The sequence below is a fragment of the Pseudooceanicola sp. NS-SX8 genome (genome assembly GCF_057380755.1).
This window is the reverse complement of the sequence record NZ_CM170819.1, coordinates 1867457-1886077: the sequence shown is the minus strand read 5'-3', so window position 1 is coordinate 1886077 and position 18621 is coordinate 1867457. Positions and strand designations below refer to the sequence as shown.

At 67.3% G+C, this 18621-nt stretch carries 15 protein-coding genes; 8 read left to right on the top strand and 7 right to left on the bottom strand.

The window, feature by feature from the left end; translation table 11 throughout:
* Positions 1-81: 81 nt before the first annotated feature.
* The gene (locus AC2IR1_RS08555; RefSeq protein ID WP_486475858.1) at positions 82-939 is read left to right on the top strand and encodes a helix-turn-helix domain-containing protein; all 858 of its coding nucleotides are present in this window, start codon (positions 82-84) and stop codon (positions 937-939) included.
* 114 nt (positions 940-1053) lie between these two features.
* Here AC2IR1_RS08555 and AC2IR1_RS08550 read toward each other — a convergent pair whose 3' ends face one another.
* Complete coding sequence (locus AC2IR1_RS08550) at positions 1054-2100, bottom strand: aldo/keto reductase (RefSeq protein ID WP_486475857.1); 1047 nt, start codon at positions 2098-2100, stop codon at positions 1054-1056.
* A 210-nt stretch (positions 2101-2310) separates the two neighbouring features.
* Between AC2IR1_RS08550 and AC2IR1_RS08545 the strand changes: the two genes are divergently transcribed.
* The 3 genes from AC2IR1_RS08545 (at position 2311) to metG (ending at position 6287) form a co-directional block, all read left to right on the top strand.
* Complete coding sequence (locus AC2IR1_RS08545) at positions 2311-3531, top strand: MFS transporter (protein ID WP_486475856.1); 1221 nt, start codon at positions 2311-2313, stop codon at positions 3529-3531.
* Between the two features lie 122 nt (positions 3532-3653).
* Positions 3654-4409, top strand: coding sequence for an SDR family NAD(P)-dependent oxidoreductase (locus tag AC2IR1_RS08540; RefSeq protein ID WP_486475855.1), 756 nt, complete (start codon positions 3654-3656; stop codon positions 4407-4409).
* 165 nt (positions 4410-4574) lie between these two features.
* Positions 4575-6287 (top strand): methionine--tRNA ligase, encoded by a 1713-nt coding sequence (gene metG, locus AC2IR1_RS08535; protein ID WP_486475854.1) that lies wholly within the window; start codon positions 4575-4577, stop codon positions 6285-6287.
* A gap of 171 nt (positions 6288-6458) precedes the next feature.
* Here the strand turns inward: metG and AC2IR1_RS08530 are convergent, their stop codons facing one another.
* From AC2IR1_RS08530 to AC2IR1_RS08510, 5 genes are all read right to left on the bottom strand, one after another.
* Entirely contained in the window at positions 6459-9029 is a 2571-nt protein-coding gene (locus tag AC2IR1_RS08530; protein WP_486475853.1) for a methyl-accepting chemotaxis protein, read from the bottom strand.
* A 21-nt stretch (positions 9030-9050) separates the two neighbouring features.
* Complete coding sequence (locus AC2IR1_RS08525) at positions 9051-9623, bottom strand: hypothetical protein (protein WP_486475852.1); 573 nt, start codon at positions 9621-9623, stop codon at positions 9051-9053.
* A 128-nt stretch (positions 9624-9751) separates the two neighbouring features.
* A complete protein-coding gene (locus AC2IR1_RS08520) occupies positions 9752-11248 on the bottom strand; it encodes an inorganic phosphate transporter (protein ID WP_486475851.1) in 1497 nt (498 codons plus the stop codon).
* Positions 11245-11757, bottom strand: coding sequence for an NUDIX hydrolase (locus AC2IR1_RS08515; RefSeq protein WP_486475850.1), 513 nt, complete (start codon positions 11755-11757; stop codon positions 11245-11247). The genes AC2IR1_RS08520 and AC2IR1_RS08515 overlap by 4 nt, the downstream gene beginning before the upstream one ends.
* Before the next feature lie 172 nt (positions 11758-11929).
* The gene (locus AC2IR1_RS08510; RefSeq protein ID WP_486475849.1) at positions 11930-12862 is read right to left on the bottom strand and encodes an L-lactate dehydrogenase; all 933 of its coding nucleotides are present in this window, start codon (positions 12860-12862) and stop codon (positions 11930-11932) included.
* A gap of 345 nt (positions 12863-13207) precedes the next feature.
* Between AC2IR1_RS08510 and AC2IR1_RS08505 the strand changes: the two genes are divergently transcribed.
* From AC2IR1_RS08505 to AC2IR1_RS08490, 4 genes are read left to right on the top strand one after another with little or no spacing between them, the layout of a single operon-like run.
* Positions 13208-14059, top strand: coding sequence for an ABC transporter ATP-binding protein (locus tag AC2IR1_RS08505; RefSeq protein ID WP_486475848.1), 852 nt, complete (start codon positions 13208-13210; stop codon positions 14057-14059).
* Positions 14059-15048: a FecCD family ABC transporter permease gene (locus AC2IR1_RS08500; protein WP_486475847.1), complete on the top strand. Its 990-nt coding sequence runs from the start codon at positions 14059-14061 to the stop codon at positions 15046-15048. The genes AC2IR1_RS08505 and AC2IR1_RS08500 overlap by 1 nt, the downstream gene beginning before the upstream one ends.
* Complete coding sequence (locus AC2IR1_RS08495; RefSeq protein ID WP_486475846.1) at positions 15045-16106, top strand: FecCD family ABC transporter permease; 1062 nt, start codon at positions 15045-15047, stop codon at positions 16104-16106. The genes AC2IR1_RS08500 and AC2IR1_RS08495 overlap by 4 nt, the downstream gene beginning before the upstream one ends.
* Positions 16107-16158: 52 nt before the next feature.
* The gene (locus tag AC2IR1_RS08490) at positions 16159-17139 is read left to right on the top strand and encodes an ABC transporter substrate-binding protein (protein ID WP_486475845.1); all 981 of its coding nucleotides are present in this window, start codon (positions 16159-16161) and stop codon (positions 17137-17139) included.
* Positions 17140-17196: 57 nt separating this feature from the next.
* Here AC2IR1_RS08490 and AC2IR1_RS08485 read toward each other — a convergent pair whose 3' ends face one another.
* Positions 17197-18264, bottom strand: coding sequence for an AbrB family transcriptional regulator (locus tag AC2IR1_RS08485; RefSeq protein ID WP_486475844.1), 1068 nt, complete (start codon positions 18262-18264; stop codon positions 17197-17199).
* Between the last annotated feature and the right edge of the window lie 357 nt (positions 18265-18621).

The following is an 18621-nucleotide window of genomic DNA, read 5'->3' as shown; positions in this document are numbered from 1 at the left end:
ACCAAGGTAGGGGGGCCAGAAGGCCGTTGACCATTCGGGATCCTGTTAACAGAACCAGACAATCGTGATTTAATTCACGCCATGATGGATAAAGTCGACAAACGCGACCGGGCCGAACAGTTCCGCCTGCGTCTGAAGGAGGCGATGGCCCTGCGCGGCCAGAGCCAGAGCGCCCTGGCGCGGCGCGTCGGGGTCGATCGTTCGACGATATCGCAACTTCTGTCCGGCGAAACCCCGCGGCTGCCCAATGCGCAGGTGGTGGGAGAATGTGCCGCAGCGCTCGGCGTGTCGGCCGACTGGCTGCTGTCGCTGTCGGACCGGCCGGAAACCGCCGCGGACCTGCTGGCCGGCGCCTCCGAGATGTCGGAGGCCGCGCGGGCGCTGATCGACGAGCAGATCTTTGCCTGGCACCAGGAGGCCGCGGGCTACAAGATCCGCCATGTTCCGGCCGCCCTGCCCGACATGCTGAAAAGCAACGCCCTGTTGGAATGGGAATATTCCCCGCACCTTGGGCGGACGACCCAGCAGGCCGTCACCGCATCTGCCGACCGGCTGAGCTGGATGCGGGGATCGAATTCCGACTATGAAATCGCCCTGCCCCGGCACGAGATGATCGCCTTTGCCACCGCCACCGGCTACTACGCCGACCTGCCCGAAGACATCCGGGCGGAGCAGCTGGAACGGTTCGCGACGCTGCTGGAAAGCCTTTACCCCCGGATGCGGCTTTACCTTTTCGACGCGCGGCGGCTGTTCTCGGCCCCGCTGACGATCTTCGGCCCGCTTCTGTCGGTGCTCTACGTCGGGCAGAACTACATCGCCTTCCGTGACACCGAACGGGTGCAGGCGCTGACGCAGCACTTCGACCGGCTGGTGCGGGAGGCCAGCGTGTCGTCCCGCGACATGCCCGCCTACCTGAGAGAGCTGAAGGACTGGATTTGAGGGAAAGCCAAAAGACTTTCCTTTCTGATCAATCTCCTGCGATGCAAAGCTCACGCAAAGGAAAAGGCCGGGCACAGGGCGGCCCGGCCTTCGCTGACTGTCAGGTGATGCGGGTCAGAAGGGCATCGGATGCGCCTTGTGGACCGCGTCGAGATCCTTGATCACCTCTTCGGAGAGGGTCAGGTCGAGCCCGCCCAGGATGACTTCCAGCTGTTCCATGGTGGTGGAGCCGAAGATGACGGAGGCGTTGAACGGGCGCTGTGCCGCCCAGGCCAGGCACATCGGCACCATGTCGAGGTCATGCTTGAAGGCCACGTCGAGGTAATCGTCGACCGCCGGGAAGACCCGCTTGGTCGCCCGCCCGCCAAGATCACCGTTGATCGCCATGCGGGAGCCCGCCGGTTTCGCCCGGCCCTGATACTTGCCCGTCAAGAGGCCCGCGCCAAGCGGCGAATAGGACATCAGCCCGACGTCTTCGAGCATGCAGAGTTCCGCCAGGTCGGTATCGAAGAGACGGCAGAGCAGGGAATATTCGTTCTGGATCGTCGCGGCGCGGGGGCCGTGCCCCTCCTCCGCCAGGCGCAGCCACTGGGACATGCCCCAGGCGCTTTCATTGGACAGGCCAAAGGCGCGGATGGTGCCGCGTTTCTTTTCCTTTTCAAGCGCTTCCAGGCAGTCCTGCATGCTGTCCAGGACCTCGTTCCGGTCCATGCCGGTGGGGTCGTAATTCCAGTACTTGCGGAAGTGGTAGGACCCGCGGTTGGGCCAGTGGAACTGGTAGAGGTCGATGTAGTCGGTCTTCAGCCGCCGCAGGGAGCCTTCGACGGTTTCGGCAATGGTCTTGGAGGAGATCGGCGCGCCCTCCCGGACAAAGGCGGAGCCTTCGCCGGAGTGCTTGGTGGCCAGAACGACCTCCGACCGGTGGCCACGGGCCTTTTCGAACCACAGGCCGATGATCCGTTCGGTCCGGCCCACGGTTTCCTCCCGCACGGGATTGACCGGATACATCTCCGCCGTGTCGATGAAGTTGATGCCGCGATCCAGTGCCGCGTCGATCTGCTTGTGCGCCTCCCTGCTGGGGGTCTGGTTCCCCCAGGTCATCGAACCGAGGCAGTATTCGGTCACCTCGATATCAGTGCGGCCCAGCTTGTTCTTGCGCATGTCCCGTCCGTCCGTCGCATTCATTTCGTGATACGGGCCGAGGGTTACGATTTTACTGCGGGTTGCAAGGTCTTCTTGCCCTCAATTCGTCGCGAGGCCGCCCGAAAGCGGCCCAGGCACAGAAGACACGCGGCCCGGGGAGGGTTCGTATTCGTCATCCGATGTCGCAGACAGGCAGGCCCCCGCCGCCCCGAGGCGTATGGAAGGGGGATGCGACTCGTCCTTGCCCTCTCCTCCCTCTTCCTTTCCGTGATGCTCTTGCAGATGTCCTCTGGTGGGGTGGGCCCGCTGGATGCGCTGTCGGGCATGGCGCTCGGCTTCAGCCGGGGGGAAATCGGCCTGCTGGGGTCGGCCCACTTCCTGGGGTTCTTCATTGGCTGCTGGGGCGCGCCGCGCCTGCTGGGCCGCGTGGGCCATGCCCGCAGCTTTGCCGCCTTCACGGCACTTGGCGCGATCGGGCTGATGGGACACATGATGCTGGTCGATCCCTGGGCCTGGGCGGGGATGCGCGTGGCCTCCGGCATCTGCGTCGCGGGCTGCTACACGGTGATCGAGGGCTGGCTGATGGCGCGGCTGGAAAACGCCGACCGGGGCCGGATCACCAGCGTCTACCGCATCGCGGACATGAGCGCCTCCCTCATCGCGCAGCTGATGATTGGTATACTTTCGCCCGCCGCCTATGCCTCCTACAACCTGCTGGCCATCCTGTGCTGCGCCGCCCTTTTGCCGCTGGCGATCAGCAAGGCCCCGCAGCCGGTGCTGTCCAGCGCGCCGCGGCTGCGCCCCCTGCTGGCCTGGCAAAGATCCCCCCTGGCGGCGGTGGCCGTCATGGTCTCTGCCCTGTCGGCGGCGACCTTCCGGATGATCGGTCCGCTCTATGGCCAGGAGATCGGGCTGAGCACGCCGCAGATCGCCTGGTTCCTGGCGCTTTTCGTGCTGGGCGGCGCGCTGGCGCAGTATCCCACTGGCTGGCTGGCGGACAAGTTCGACCGCCGCTGGGTGCTTGTCGGCATCTCTGCCGCCTCCATGGCGAGCTGTATTTCCTCGGCCCTGACGATCCACGGCCCGGAGGCGGCGATGATCAACGGCTTCATCTTCGGCGTGGCCACCTACCCCGTCTATTCCGTCGCCCTGGCCCACGCCCATGACTTCGCCGAGAGCCACGAACGCGCGGAACTGTCGGCCGCGCTGCTGTTCTACTACGCCCTGGGCGCGATCACCGCGCCCTGGCTGGCGTCCCAGCTGATCGCCGCCTTCGGCCCCTCTGCCATCTACGTCATGGTCTTTGCCGGGCACCTGGCCCTGCTGGTCTTCGGCCTGATCCGCATGCGCGCCCGCCCGGTGCCGGAGCCCAGGACAAGCTACATCTACGCGCCGCGCACCAGCTTCCTGGTGGGCCGGCTGCTGCGCGGATTGCGGGAACGCCCCTGAAACTGTACACAGTTGCATACGGCGTTGTGCGGATTTGCGCAGGTCCAGATAGATGCATTCGTCATGTGTTGCGCATATCTACTCGCCAATGGGGTACGACACCCGACCATAGGAGAATGACCATGAACCTGACATTCGGCGGCAAGACCATCATCGTCACCGGCGCAGCATCCGGCATCGGCGCTTCCATCGCGGAAGAGCTGGCAAAATCCGACGCCACCGTCATCGTGGCGGATCTGAAGGAAGAGGCCGCCCAGGCCGAAGCCGACAAGATCATCGCGGCCGGCGGCAAGGCGCTGGCCTTTGCCGGGAACGTGGCAGATGCGGACAGCGTGAAGGCCATGATCGACTTCGCCGTCGAACAGACCGGTGGTCTTTACGGCCTGGTCAACAACGCCGGCATCGGTGGCGCCGCGGCGCCCCTGGGCGAATATCCCATCGACAGCTGGAAACAGGTCATCGACGTCAACCTGAACGGCGTCTTCTACGGCATGCGCTTCGCCATCCCGGCCATGAAGGCCGCAGGCGGCGGTTCCATCGTCAACGTCGCCTCTGTCCTGGGCTCGGTCGGCATCGCGATGTCCTCTGCCTATGTGACCGCGAAACACGCCGTGGTCGGCATGACCAAGAACGCGGCCCTGGAACACGCCGCCGACAACGTGCGCGTCACCGCCGTGGGCCCGGGCTTCATCCACACCCCGCTGGTCGATTCCAACCTTGATCAGGCCACCCAGGACTTCCTGGCCAGCCAGCACGCCTTCAACCGCCTGGGCACCCCGGAAGAGGTCGCCTCGCTGGTCGTCTACCTGCTGTCGGAGCAGGCCAGCTTCGTCACCGGGTCCTACCACCTGGTCGATGGCGGCTACGCCGCCCGCTGACGCATCCGGCGCCCGGCCCCAAGTTTAACCATTGGGGAACCGGCGCCGATCGGGCGAGAAAACCAAGGGCTGCCGCGTGCCGGCGGCCCTTTTCTGTGCTTTTGCTTCGCCGCCCCACGCGATAAGAGGCACGTCAAAGCGGATCAGCATAGTCAGGAGGCGTCCATGGCGCGGCATCTCATCACCTCGGCCATTCCCTACATCAACGGGATCAAGCACCTGGGCAACCTGGTGGGTTCCCAGCTGCCGGCCGACCTTTACGCACGCTACCAGCGCGGGCGCGGCAACGAGGTGCTGTTCCTCTGCGCCACCGACGAACACGGCACCCCGGCAGAGCTGGCGGCGGCCAAGGCAGGCAAGCCCGTGGCCGAATACTGCGCCGAGATGCACGAGGTGCAGGCCGAGATCGCCCGTGGTTTCCGGCTGAGCTTCGATCACTTCGGCCGCTCCTCTTCCGAGCAGAACCGCAAGCTGACCCAGCATTTCGCCGGCGTCCTGGCCGACAAGGGCCTGATCCGCGAAGTGTCCGAAACCCAGATGTACAGCCCGACGGACGGACGCTACCTGCCCGACCGCTACATCGAGGGCACCTGCCCCAACTGCGGTTTCGAAAGCGCGCGGGGCGACCAGTGCGACAACTGCACCAAGCAGCTGGATCCGGTCGACCTGATCAACCCGCATTCCACCATTTCCGGCGCCACGGACCTGGAGATGCGGGAGACCAAGCACCTCTACCTGCGCCAGTCCGAGATGAAGGCCGAGCTGGAGGCCTGGATCGACAGCAAGACCGACTGGCCCGTGCTGACCACCTCGATCGCCAAGAAATGGCTGAACGACGGTGACGGGCTGCAGGACCGGGGCATCACCCGCGACCTGGACTGGGGCGTGCCGGTGATGAAGGGCGATGCGCCCTGGCCGGGGATGGAGGGCAAGGTCTTCTATGTCTGGTTCGACGCGCCGATCGAATATATCGCCTGCTCGCAGGAATGGGTCGACGCGGGCAAGGGCACCGACTGGGAACGCTGGTGGCGCACCGACAAGGGCGCCGAAGACGTGACCTATACCCAGTTCATGGGCAAGGATAACGTGCCCTTCCACACCCTGTCCTTCCCGGCCACGATCCTGGGCAGCGGCGAGCCGTGGAAGCTGGTCGATTACATCAAGTCGTTCAACTACCTGAACTACGAGGGCGGGCAGTTTTCGACCTCCCGCGGGCGCGGGGTCTTCATGGACCAGGCGCTGGAGGTGCTGCCCTCCGACTACTGGCGCTGGTGGCTGCTGAGCCATGCGCCGGAAAGTTCGGACAGCGAGTTCACCTGGGAGAACTTCCAGGCCTCGGTCAACAAGGACCTGGCCGATGTGCTGGGCAACTTCGTCAGCCGGGTGACCAAGTTCTGCCGGTCGAAGTTCGGCGAAGTGGTGCCCGAGGGCGGCACCTACGGCGAGGCCGAGGCGGCGCTGATCGCGGAACTGACGAAGCGGTTGGCCGACTACCAGGCGCATATGGACGCGATGGAGGTCCGCAAGGCCGCGGGCGAATTGCGCGCGATCTGGGCGGCCGGCAACGAGTACCTGCAGAGCGCCGCGCCCTGGGCCGCCTTCAAGGAAGATCCGGAACGCGCGGCCGCCATCGTGCGCCTGTCGCTGAACCTGATCCGGCTCTACGCCGTTCTGTCCGCCCCCTTCATCCCCGATGCGGCGGAGGCCCTGACCGAGGCGATGAAGGTCGAGGACAGCAGCTGGCCCGATGATCTGCCCGCGGCGCTGGAAGCGCTGGCACCGGGTGCGGCCTTTGCCGTGCCGGAAAACCTGTTCCGCAAGATTTCCGACGAGGAACGCGAGGACTGGCAGGCCCGGTTCAGCGGCACGCGCAGCTGATCGCTGACAGGCCCGAAAAGGCCAACGGATAAACGAGTTACGGCGCGTCCCCCCGGGGGCGCGCCGTTTGCATTTTCGGGCCGTTTCATGGGCCCCATGTTGGCATTGGCCCATGGTGGCTGACCCATCCTGGCATTGAGCCATGCAGGCATTGCCCCAGGCGCGGAGCCGTCAGAACTGCTCCCAATTGGGCTCCATGCTGGGATCGGGCCCCTCGGCACCGCCCACGGCGCGCTTCTGCCGGGGCTTGGGTTCTTCCTTGGCCCGGCTGCGCGCGCCTCGGGGCACGTTGACCTTGAAGCGGCTCGCAGCCTCCACCAGGGCGTTGGCCTCGCTGGTGAGGGCATGGCTGGCGGCGGTGGTTTCCTCGAACATGGCGGCGTTCTGCTGTGTCACCTGGTCCAGGTCGTTGACCGCCGAGTTGATCTCGTTCAGGCCGGTGGCCTGTTCGCGGGCGGAGCTGGCGATGGTGGCCACGCGGGAGGAGATATCGACCACGGCGGTGACGATTTCCCCCAGGGCGGCGCCCGTCTTGTCCACCAGTTCGACACCGGAGCGCACATGGTTGCCGGAGGCGGAGATCAGCTCATTGATTTCACGCGCGGCTTCGGATGACCGCTGCGCCAGGGCGCGCACCTCGGTCGCGACGACGGCGAAACCACGGCCGGCGTCGCCCGCCCTCGCGGCCTCCACCCCGGCGTTCAGGGCCAGGAGGTTGGTCTGGAAGGCGATGTCGTCGATCACGCCGGTGATCTTGGAAATCTCCTTGGAAGAGATGCGGATCGCATCCATGGCCGAAACTGCCTGCCGGGCGACCTCCCCCCCGGTTTCGGCCTTCCCCTGCGCACTGGCGGCCAGCTGGCTGGCCTCATCCGCGCCGGAGGCGGCGGATTTCACCGATGCGGTCAGCTGATCCAGGGCTGCGGCGGTTTCCTCCAGCGTGGCGGCCTGCTTCTCGGTCCGACGGGCCAGGTCATCGGCGGCATTGCTGATTTCCCCGGTTTCGCCCCGGATGGAATCCGCGTTCTGGACCACGGCCCCCATGGCCGCATGAAGCGCCTCGACCGCCTGGTTGAAGTTGGAGCGCAGCTGTTCGTATTCGGCGCGGAAACGGTCCTGGATCGTGGCGGTCAGATCGCCATCCGCCAGGCGGCGCAGCCCGACCTTGAGCGCATCGACCACCTGCTGTTGCTGCTCCGCCGTTTCGCGGCGTTCCTTTTCCGCATCCCGCATGGCAAGCTGGCTGCCGGTGATGTCGGAGCCAATGAAGACCATCCGGTCGATATTGCCCTTGCGGTCCAGCAGCGGGCTGACGCTGCCTTCGAGGTAGATTTCCGCATGGCCCTTCTTCAACTCGAACTTGCCGCTGATCGCGCGCCCGTCATGCAGTTGCTGCGCCTCTGCCGCGCCCACGTCTTCGGAGACGTCGATGCGGCGCAGCAGGTCGGGCCCGTAGATCCCCCTGAGCCCGTCCAGGGTCAGCCCCGTCAGGTCCAGGAAGCGCGGGTTGCAGGCGGAGAGTTTCTGCGCCCCGTCGAAGTCGATGCGGATCTGGTGCGTCTCGATGGCGGAGAGCACGGCCTCGTTCAGGCGCGCGGTGGAGATATCCTCCAGCTCCAGCACGTAGCCGATATGCTCCCCCGCCTCGTCCGCGACGGCGTCGATATAGACGGAGATCTGCGCCTCACCCCAGCGGAGATCGAGCGTGCTTGGCAGCGACAGCTGGTTGGCGCGGATATCCTGCAGCGGGCCGCCCAGCCCCGGCAGACGCCCCGCGGCGCAGCCGGTCAGGGCATCGGCAGAGAAATCGGCCCAGGACGTGCGGATGCGGTCGGCGCTGGCAGCCAGCATGCGCTGGCATGACGGGTTGGCAAAGGCGACATTCAGGTCATTGTCGAGCAGCATCAGCGCAGAGCCCGAATTGCTGACCCCCGCGCTTTTGAACGCGTTTTCGGTTTCCGTGGCGCGGGCGGCCATCAGCCCGTCGCGGAACCGTTCCAGCCGGCGGGCGATGCGGCCGATTTCATCCTTTCGGCGGGTGCCGTGGACATGCGCCTCGTACTGGCCCATGGCGACCGCGTTCATCTGGTCGGCGACCAGGCGCAGCGGGCGGGAGATATAGCGGTAGAAGGCCACCGATGCGAGCAGCAGGGCCACGATGAACACCGACAGCGAGGTCAGCGTCGCCGGGATCCATTCGCGCATGGCGGAGGCGATGCGACGGTCCGAGGTCCATTGGCTGACCAGGGCGCCGACCACGGCCCCGTCGGGTCCGAAGGTCGAGGGAGACGCCCAGAGGCCCAGGGAGGGATCCGCCAGCGGCAGACCGGTTTCGACCGTCTTGCGCCCCAGTTCCGTGGCCGCGGCCAGGTCGAAATCGGCCCCGCCACGATGCCCCATGGCCTCACCATTCGCCCGGATGACCACCGCGCCCAGAACATCGCCCGACAGGTTTTCGGTGAACACTTCCAGCGTCGGGCCGATCGCCTGCGGCCGGTTGAACTTCATCGCCCCGGCCAGGGTCGTGGCCAGCCCCTCGGAGGCCTCCGCCGCGCGGATCGCGGTCCAGTCATGGATGCTCTGGACCATGCGGCGCATGCCCATCAGCTCCGTCGTCATGACAACGGCGAGGATGCAGACGGCCACGATGGCCGTCGCCCGGAAGAAGACCGTTCGGTAGAAGGGGATCGGCTGGCTCTTCTGCGGGACCTGGCTGGACATGGCCCGGGCGGTGCTGGTCATGGCGGGCTCCTTGAAAGGGGATCAGTAGAGCATGGCGGCATTGAGGCCGACGGTGATCGCCCCGATGACTTCCCGCGTGTCCGGATCGATGATGCTGACGGACACCTGCCCCTGGTAGGTCTGGGTGGATTCATCCAGCTCCACATCGCCTACGTGCACGGCCCCCGGGCCGACCAGGTAGGTCTTCTGGAACTTCGCCTCATCCCCCTGCCAGTAGTCGGAGGTGGCCCCGGTCGCGGCGACGTTGAGGCCGTGATTGTCCATCACGAAGATCTCCGTAATGGCGCCGGCGGAGTCGTGGATGCGTTCCTTGAGGAAGGCAGAGGCCGGGTTGGACAGCACGCTGTCCACGAGCGGCTGCGCGCCGGTGCCGACCTGTTCCCGCCACTGGGTATCCAGCGCGTCGATGCGCGTCTGGCTCATCGACTTGTGCTGTTCGTTCTGTGCCTCGATCGCGTCGACGATGGCGGGGTCGAAGGCCCACAGGAGCACCTCCCCCTCAAGATAGTCGCGCATCGAGGCTTCGTAGGGGTTGGAGTGCGCAGGCAGGGCTGCGGCGCATGCGAGGGCCATCGCTGCGAGTTGGACTTTCATGAGCTTTCCCCGGAATCGTTGCTACGTCCGGCGGACCTTGGGTCACCAAGGCTTTCCGGGCGATTAATCCCGCCCGGGTTTGCCCGGCCAACGCCCGACGCTTTAGCTAAAATCCGGTGCAGCCCGGATCAGAACAGCGTCGTCAGCGCCCGCAGCAGCACGAAGGCCAGGGCCGAAACGAGCGCCGAGGCAGGCAGGGTGATCAGCCAGGCCCCGATGATCGTCATGAAGTGGGAGCGCCGGACCAGCCGGCGACGACGGCGTTCCTCTACCGGGAAGCGGCGATCCGGGTTCGCCTCCCGCCCGCGCTTGGCCATGAACCATTCGCGGAAGAACCCGACGCCGAAGACCGCGCCGATGGCGATATGGGTCGAGCTGACGGGCAGCCCCATGGCAGAGGCGATGAGCACGGTCACCGCAGCCGAGAGGGAGATGCAGAAGGCCCGCGTGGGGTTCAGCCGGGTGATTTCGGAGCCGACCATGCGGATCAGGCGCGGCCCGAAGAGCAGCAGGCCCGTGGCGATGCCCGCCCCGCCGATGGCCATGACCCAGAAGGGCACGGGCACGATCGTCTGCAGTTCCCCCATCTGCCGCGCCTGGACCAGCGCCGCAAGCGGACCGACCGCGTTGGAAACGTCGTTGGCGCCATGGGCGAAGGACAGCAGCGCGGCGGAAAAGACCAGCGGCAGGCGGAACAGGGGTTTCAGGGCCGACCGGCGGTTTTCCATCCCTTCGGACAGGCGACGGATTCGCGGCACGGCGATCAGCGTGGCCAGGGCGCCCGCCAGCAGGCCAAGCGCCCCGGCGACCGAGGCGGAGACGACGAAGAAGCGCGGCGGCGCCTTGAGCAGCAGGTAGGTGGTGAAGGCGGCGGCCATGAGGCCGATCAGCACCGGCAGCCAGAGCCGCGCGGCGGCGACCCGGTCTTCCACGTAGAGGATGCGCCACTTGATGAAGGCCAGCAGCGCCGCGGCGACCACGGCCCCCATCAGCGGGGAGAGAACCCAGCCCAGGGTGATCGCCCCCAGGGTCGGCCAGCTGAAGACCCCGAAGCCTGCCGCGGCGGACACCGCGCCCAGCATCCCGCCGATGACGGCCTGGGTGGTCGAGACCGGCGCGCGCAGCCAGGTGGCCATGTTGACCCAGAGCGCCGCGCCCAGAAGCGCCGCGATCATGGCGAGGGGGAAGTCGGGGATGGAGGCGACCTGTGCCGCGGGCACCACCTCTCGGGAAAGGGTATCGACGACATCGTGACCGGCGATCAGCGCGCCCGCGATTTCGAACCCCGCCGCCAGCAGGATGGCCCGCACCATGGAAATCGCCCCCGATCCCACGGCCGGGCCCATGTTGTTGGCCACGTCGTTGGCCCCGATGTTCAGCGCCATGTAGGCGCCGAGCGCCGCCGCCGTCACCACCAGCAGGCCGCCCGGCGTCGCGCCGAGCCCACCTGTCAGACCGCCCGCCAGGATCGTGGCGCAGACGATGAACGCCAGCGCGATCCCCGCCCCCAGCAGAGGACGCGACAGGTAGATCGCCCCGGCCTCCAGCACTGACAGGCGGTCGAGATCACGGTCGAGGGTCTTCCACTCTCCGCGTCCGGTCGGAAGGCGCGGGCCACGGCTCACCCTGCGGCCCCTCCGCCCGCGGCCCCGGAAAAGATCGGATGCGCGGGGAAATCGGCCAGCAGACGGGAGAGTTCCGGTTCGTCGACCATGGTCGCGGCCTCTTCGGCGCGGACCCAGGTGCGATCGCGCTGGCCCTTCTCCGGGTATTCGTCGAGCAGGCGGGTGACGGGGATGGCAAAGACTTCCACCCGGGTGGGCATCGGCAGGCCGCCGTCCAGGCGCTTGTCGTAGCCGTAGGAGCCGACCGCACGCGGGGTGCCCTCGGCCTTGATCCCGGCCTCTTCCCAGGCTTCTTCCAGGGCAGTTCCGCCGGCGTCATGGCCCCGCTTGGGCCAGCCCTTTGGCAGGACCCAGCGGCGGGTGTCGCGCGATGTGATCAGCAGCACTTCCACCGGGGCGATACCCTGCGCGCCCGCCTCGCCACGGCGATAGCAGAGCGCCGCGACCTGGAAGCGCACGGGCCGCGTCAGGAGCGGCCGGACCAGTGAATTCCACAGTGGGATCAACATCGTTCGTCGTTCTGCCCGGTGCGCCCTTGGCGCGTCATATCATGGATCCGGCCGCTGCCGGGCCGGTTTGCCCCGCCCCCGGTCACGCCGTGCCGGGAAAGAGGTTGGGTCTGTTAGCAGGAAAACGCCGCAAATTGCAACCTGGCATTGGGTCGGGCGCCCTCCGCGCAGGCTATCCCACGAGTTCTTCGGATGTCTTCCTGAGCATCTCGGCTGAGGCGGCAAGCGCGGTGGCCTCGGCGTAGGACAGATGGGGGATCAGCGTCTGTTCCACCCCGGAGCGACCGACCACGCGGGGCAGCGACAGGGTGACGTCATGCACGCCCTCGATCTGGCTGCTGCGGGCGGAAACGGTCAGCACCGCGCGCTGATCGTCGCGAATGGCCTGGACGATCCGGGCAAGCCCGGCGCCGATCCCGTACCAGGTCGCCCCCTTGCCTTCGATGATGCGATAGGCGGCACGGCGCACCAGGCCGTCGATCTCCGTCCGGACGGCATCGGTGATGGGCGCGCCCACCTGGTCGGCGAAATCGGCAAGCGTTTCACAGCCGGACCGGGCAGAGGACCAGGCCAGGACCTCGCTGTCGCCATGTTCGCCCAGCACATAGGCATGCACGGACTGCGCGGCGACGTTCAGATGACGCCCCAGCAGGTAGCGAAAGCGCGCCGTGTCCAGGATCGTGCCCGACCCGAAGACGCGGTTCGCCGGCAGGCCGGAGGCGGTCAGGGCCACTTCCGTCATGATGTCGACCGGGTTGGAGGCGATCAGCAGGATCGCGTCCTTCGCCACACGGTTGGTGTGGGAAATCACATCGGCGAAGACCTCTGCGTTACGGCCCAGAAGGGACAGCCGGCTTTCACCCGGTTTCTGTGGCACGCCTGCGGCGATGATGATCGCCTCCGCCCCTTCCAGCGCGTCATAATCGCCGGAGCGGACCTGGGCGGGCTGGGCGAAGGGCACGGCGTGGGCGATGTCTTCGGCCTGGGCGCGGGCTAGGTCGGGGTTGTGGTCCACCAGGGTGATCTCGCTCGCGACGCCGCGCATCACCAGCGAGTAGGCGGCGGCGGATCCGACCATTCCGGCCCCGACGATTCCGACTTTCATGTGCTTCACTCCCCTCGTTTCCACACCATGCAGATGCGGGATCTCCGCATCCCGGATTCGGGGGCAGGTTACAGGATCAGCATGTCGGCGCATGCCTATTCGCAGGCGGCACAGATTCGGGCGGCGTGCCAGGTGGCCGGCGCCAATTCGGCAGGCAACCTTCGCCGCCAGAAGCCCCCCAACCACCCCGTGACCGGATGTGAGTGCCCAACCAAGCCCCGCCAAACCCTGCCGGTCTTGCCGTTGCGTCCATGCGCGCGTAGAACCGGTGCCCAGCGGGTATCGCCAGATGCCTCGGCCCAGCCAGCCCGCAGCACACCGAAAGTTTCCGGAAGGACCTTCAAGATGCTGCACCTGGGCACTCCCGCCCTGTCCCTGAGGGGGCTTGGCGTTTCCTATGGCGGATCGACGATCCTGGACGACCTGAGCCTGGACATCCCCAAGGGGGGCCTGACCGCGCTGATCGGGCCGAACGGCTGCGGGAAATCCACCTTGCTGAAGGCCATCGCCCGCGCCATTCCCGCCGATCGCGGCGAGGTCCTGCTGGAAGGCACGCCCCTGCGCGGCCAGTCCGCCAAGGCCGTCGCGCGCCGCATGGCCTTTCTGCCCCAGACCCCCGTCGCCACCCCCGGCCTGACGGTGGAGGAACTGGTGGCCCAGGGCAGGTTCCCGCACCAGTCCCTGTTGCGCCAGTGGTCCCGCGCCGATGCCGCGGCGGTCGAGGGCGCGATGGAGGCGACCGAGGTGACGGCCTTCCGCGACCGCGATGTCGCCGCCCTGTCCGGCGGCCAGCGGCAGCGGGTCTGGCTTTCCATGGTGCTGGCCCAGGACACGCCGGTGATGTTGCTGGACGAACCCACGACCTACCTGGACCTGAAGGTGCAGATCGACCTGATGCGCCTGCTGCGCCGGATTGCCGACGAGGAAGGCCGCACCATGGTGCTGGTTCTGCATGAGCTGAACCTGGCCGCGCAGTTCACCGACCGGCTGGTGATGATGCGGGAGGGACGGATCCATTGCGCCGGCCGCCCGGCGGAGGTCTTTACCCGGGACCGCCTGAAGGAGGTCTTCGGCCTGGAGGCCCGGGTGATCCCGGATCCGGAAACCGGCCGGCCCGTCTGCCTGCCGCTTTGCCTGCGCACCCAGCCCTGCCCCGCAGAACCCCCTGCCGCCACACCGGCATGGCAGGCCCGCTGATGGCGCTGCGACGTGGCGCGATCAGTGCCCCCCTTTGCCTTGCCCTGCTGGCTGCGGTGGCGCTGGCCCACCTGGGTTTCGGCGCCAAGCCGATCCCGGTGACGGAGATCCTGAAGGCGCTGTTTCACTACGATCCCGGCAATTTCGATTCCGTCATCATCTGGAAGATGCGCCTGCCCCGCCTGGTCACGGCGATGGTCGCTGGCGCCGCGCTTTCGGTGTCGGGTGCGCTGATGCAGGGGGTCACCCGAAATCCGCTGGCAGATCCCGGCCTGCTGGGCCTGATGAGCGGGGCCTCCTTCGCAGTGGTCATGGGCACCGGCCTGTGGGGGATCACCGCCCCGGCCGCCCTGCCCCTTCTGGCCGTAGCCGGTGCCCTGGGCGCGGCCCTTCTGGTGCTGTCGATTGCCACGGTCACCCCCGGCGGCGCGACCCCGGCGGTGCTGCTGCTGGCCGGATCCGCCGTATCGGCCTTTCTTGCCGCCATCGTGTCGGGGGTGAACCTGCTGAACGAGGAGAGCTTCCAGACGCTGCGGGTCTGGCTTTCGGGGGCGATTTCGAACGATTCCGTGCGCATGCTGCCCTGGTGCGCGCCCTGGCTGATCCTGGGCTTCGGCATTGCCCTGGCCACCGCCAGACAGATCACCGCCCTGTCGCTGGGGGCCGAAACCGCCGCGGGCCTGGGCGTCGACACCCGCCGGCTGAGCCTGCTGTCGCTGCTCTGCGTCGTCAGCCTGACCGCTTCGGCCATCACCATGACGGGCCCCCTGGGGTTCGTCGGCCTGGTGATCCCCCATGCGGTACGGCTTCTGGTGGGATCCGACTATCGCCTGATCCTGCCCTTCTCCGCCCTGATCGGGGCGACCTACCTGCTGCTGGTGGACCTTGCCGCGCGGATCGTCCTGGCCCCGACCGAGATCGCGACCGGTGTCGTCACCGCCCTTCTGGGTGCCCCGCTGTTCGTCTGGCTGGTCCGGAGAGTGCTGTGAGCTACGTCACGCTGGAAATCGCCCGGGGGCGCCTGTCGGGCCGGATGCACAGGAGCGCCCTGCGCGCCGCCGCGCTGCTGGCAACCTGCGCCTTGTGCCTGTTCCTGCTGAACCTTTTCGTCGGCTCCCAGACCCTGGCACCGGCAGAGATCCTGCGGATCCTGCTGGGCAGGACGGCAGCAGAGGGCGCCACCGCCAGCAGCGCCACGATCGTGATGGACCTGCGCCTGCCGCGCGCGCTGGCCACGCTCCTCGTCGGGGCCATGCTGGGCCTGTCCGGGGCCCTTCTGCAGGGGATCACCCGCAATCCGCTGGCCGATCCGGGCCTGGTCGGAGTGAGCCAGGGGGCCGGGCTTGCCGTGGTGGCCCTGATCGTCATGGCACCGACCGCGCCCATCGAATGGCGCCCGCTGGCGGCCTTTGGCGGTGCGATCACGGTGGCGGGCCTCGTGCAGTGGATCGCAAGCGGCGCCTCGGGCGCGGCATCTCTCCGGTTCATCCTGACCGGCATCGGCGTTGCCGCCGCCATTTCGGCCACGACCACCGCGATCCTGACCTATGGTCAGATCAACCTTGCCATGGCCGCACTCGGCTGGCTGTCGGGGTCGGTCCACACGGTCACCCTGGCCGATGTGAAGCTGCTGGGCGGGCTGGGCCTTCTGCTGCTGCCGGCGCTTGCGCTGGCCGTCCGGCCCCTGGGCGCGCAGCGCTTCGGGGCGGAGCTGGCCGCCGGTCTCGGAAGCCACCCCGGGCGTACCCGGCTGGGGCTGCTCGTCCTTGCGGTGCTGCTGGCCGCCCTGCCCACGGCCTTCGCCGGGCCCCTGGGGTTCGTCGGCCTCGTCTCTGCCCATCTTGCCCGGCGCCTTTGCCGCTCCGGCCCCGGGCTGCACCTGGTGCTGACTGCTCTGACCGGCGCCTGCCTCGTGGCGGCGGCGGACCTTCTGGGGCGGACCATCGCCGCCCCCATCCAGTTTCCCGTCGGCATCGTGTCGACCGTCCTTGGCGTGCCTGTCTTCCTGACGCTGCTGATCGGCCGCCTGTCCACGCGCCAGCCATGAGCCCCTGCGCCTGCCAGCCTCCCACCCTCACACGACCCTCAGAGGAGCTATCATGAGAAACCTGTTCGCCGCCGGGGTGGCGCTGATCGCGCTGGCCGGCAGTGCCCTTGCCGCCGACACCCGAACCTTCACCGACGGTGCCGGCCACGAGGTCGAGATCCCGGCACATCCGCAACGTATCGTTTCCCTGCGCGGGGAGCAGTTCACCGTCCCCCTGCTGGAACTGCGGGCGCCCATCGTCGGCTCCACCGGGAACCTGATCGAGGGGGTCAACGACGGCCAGCCGGTGATCCGGGGCGCCTGGGACCTGTACCACACGACCTTCGAAAACTCCGGCCTGGGCTTCGTGGGCGATACCAGCCAGCCCGACATGGAGGCGATCGCCGCCCTGCAGCCCGACCTGATCCTGGTGCCGGATTTCTCTTCGGAGAACTTCGACCAGCTGTCGACCATCGCGCCGACCGTGGTGATCAACATCTGGTCCAACCCTTCGCGTGAACGCTACCGGCGCATCGCCGATGCCGCGGGCATGCTGCCGGAGTGGGAAAAGCTGGACGCCGCCTACCAGTTCCGGCTGGACCAGGCCCGGGCCCTGACGGAAAAGATGATCGGCGACCCTTCCAAGGTCTCCGTCGCGGTGGCCGAGGTGCGCGGCAAGCGCTTCCGCGTGTTCAAGAGCTATGACGCGATGACCTCCGTGCTGGACGACCTGGGCTTCTCCAAACCGGCCCTGATCGAGGGCATCGACGGCGAGCGGATGGACCTGTCGCCGGAGCAGGTCATGCAGATCGACGCCGATTTCATGGTCTCCTCCTATGCAGCCGCGTTCCGGCAGCCGCCGGAAGAGATCAAGACCGAATGGGACAACCTGATCCCCGGCTGGGATCAGCTGCTGCATGCGCCGCGGAACAATCAGCACATCCTGATCAACCGGGAAATCATGCGCGCCCTGTCCTACCAGTCGCTGGAGGAAGTGCTTTCCATCTACCTCGCCAATATCGTGACGCGGGATTTCGTGCCGCTGGAGAAGTGACACCGAAGCCGATCCGGGGAAAGGCCGCGCCCGGGCGCGGCCTTTGTCGTTTCCCGATCAGCTATCCTTCTTCGGATCGGCCCAGGCGGCGACCAGCGGCAGTGCCGCGACGATCAGGAAGACCCGCAGCACATGGTGTGCGGCAACCATCGCCGGGTCGATCCCCAGGGCCAGCGCGACGACACCCAGTTCCGGTGCCCCGCCCGGCAGGTAGGACAGGAAGAGCGGCGCCACCGGGTTGCCCACGAGCGGCGACAGCACCATCGCCGCCAGCAGCGAGCCGAGCGCCATGGCAAGCGCCACCAGAGAGGCGAGCCCCCCGTCCTTCAGGATCTGCCGCAGGGTGTAGCTGGCAAAGCGCACCCCGACGGATCCACCGATGACGATCTGGGCCGCAGCCGACAGCAGCGGCGGCACATGCACCGTCAGCACCCCCGTCATGTGCAGCGCAGCCGAGGCGAAGAGCGGGATCAGCAACTGGCCCGACGGGAACTTCAGCTTCTGACCCAGCCACCAGCTTGCCACCGCGACGGCCAGCATCGCACCGTGGCGCAGCGGGTCGATCGGTTCGGCCTTGGCGAAGGTCGCCCGGTTCGCCTCGGTCAGGTCGATCCCCGACACCAGCTGGATCAGCAGCGGCGCCGTGACCAGCAGGACGACGATGCGGGCCGTATGGCTCAGCACGACACGATTAACCTCGGTCCGGTGCTCCTCTGCCAGCATGGTCACCACCGACAGCCCGCCCGGCATGGCGGCGAAGAGCGCGGTCATGCGATCCATCTGGCCCCACTTGCGGAAGACAAGGTAGCCGAACAGGCAGAAGACCGTCGACAGCAGGCTCATCGCGACCAGGCTGAACGTCCAGGTCGGCGCGCGGGTGACGACGTCGTGGGTGAACCCCGTGCCCAGCATGATCCCCACCGCAACCATCGCATAGGTGCGCCAGCTGGGCGGCAAGGTCGGACGAATATCCGTTGCCTGCGCGATCAGCGCATTGGCGAAAAGACTTCCCAGGACCCAGGGCAGCGGCAAGTTGAGATGGAAGAAGACAAGCCCGCCGACAGCGCCGGTCAGAAGGGTGAGGATCCCGCGAACCAAGGGGGAAGAGACGGGGCGGAAGGTCATGCGGCCGGGTCGCCGATTGCGGGTACGGGGAAGCTGCGCATGCGGATGCCTTTGCTGTTCCGCCCCCGTCGGCAGCAGGATGGCATGCCGGCCGATCACCGCATCCCGACGACAGGGCAGGAGAATACAGGGATCACGTACCGAACCCTCCCCCCCAAGACAAGCGGCCCCCAAGACAAAGAGCGGGCCCGACTCGCTGCGCAGCCCTGCGCGTTTCGGGCCGATTTCGCATTTCTCAGGGCAGATCCGCCGCTACGCCGAGCTCCTCCCGCCCCCCAAACAACGCGCAACCCACTGAAACCAAAACCGTTCCCCGTGCCCCGCCCGACAAGTCAGCCCGGGTGCGTCGTCACAAAA

Excerpts from the sequence above, each read along its gene's own strand:
- AC2IR1_RS08555 (WP_486475858.1), top strand. The coding sequence starts at position 82 with ATGATGGATAAAGTCGACAAACGCGACCGGGCCGAACAGTTCCGCCTG.
- AC2IR1_RS08550 (WP_486475857.1), bottom strand. The coding sequence starts at position 2,100 with ATGCGCAAGAACAAGCTGGGCCGCACTGATATCGAGGTGACCGAATAC.
- AC2IR1_RS08545 (WP_486475856.1), top strand. The coding sequence starts at position 2,311 with ATGCGACTCGTCCTTGCCCTCTCCTCCCTCTTCCTTTCCGTGATGCTC.
- AC2IR1_RS08540 (WP_486475855.1), top strand. The coding sequence starts at position 3,654 with ATGAACCTGACATTCGGCGGCAAGACCATCATCGTCACCGGCGCAGCA.
- metG (WP_486475854.1), top strand. The coding sequence starts at position 4,575 with ATGGCGCGGCATCTCATCACCTCGGCCATTCCCTACATCAACGGGATC.
- AC2IR1_RS08530 (WP_486475853.1), bottom strand. The coding sequence starts at position 9,029 with ATGACCAGCACCGCCCGGGCCATGTCCAGCCAGGTCCCGCAGAAGAGC.
- AC2IR1_RS08525 (WP_486475852.1), bottom strand. The coding sequence starts at position 9,623 with ATGAAAGTCCAACTCGCAGCGATGGCCCTCGCATGCGCCGCAGCCCTG.
- AC2IR1_RS08515 (WP_486475850.1), bottom strand. The coding sequence starts at position 11,757 with ATGTTGATCCCACTGTGGAATTCACTGGTCCGGCCGCTCCTGACGCGG.
- AC2IR1_RS08510 (WP_486475849.1), bottom strand. The coding sequence starts at position 12,862 with ATGAAAGTCGGAATCGTCGGGGCCGGAATGGTCGGATCCGCCGCCGCC.
- AC2IR1_RS08505 (WP_486475848.1), top strand. The coding sequence starts at position 13,208 with ATGCTGCACCTGGGCACTCCCGCCCTGTCCCTGAGGGGGCTTGGCGTT.
- AC2IR1_RS08500 (WP_486475847.1), top strand. The coding sequence starts at position 14,059 with ATGGCGCTGCGACGTGGCGCGATCAGTGCCCCCCTTTGCCTTGCCCTG.
- AC2IR1_RS08490 (WP_486475845.1), top strand. The coding sequence starts at position 16,159 with ATGAGAAACCTGTTCGCCGCCGGGGTGGCGCTGATCGCGCTGGCCGGC.
- AC2IR1_RS08485 (WP_486475844.1), bottom strand. The coding sequence starts at position 18,264 with ATGACCTTCCGCCCCGTCTCTTCCCCCTTGGTTCGCGGGATCCTCACC.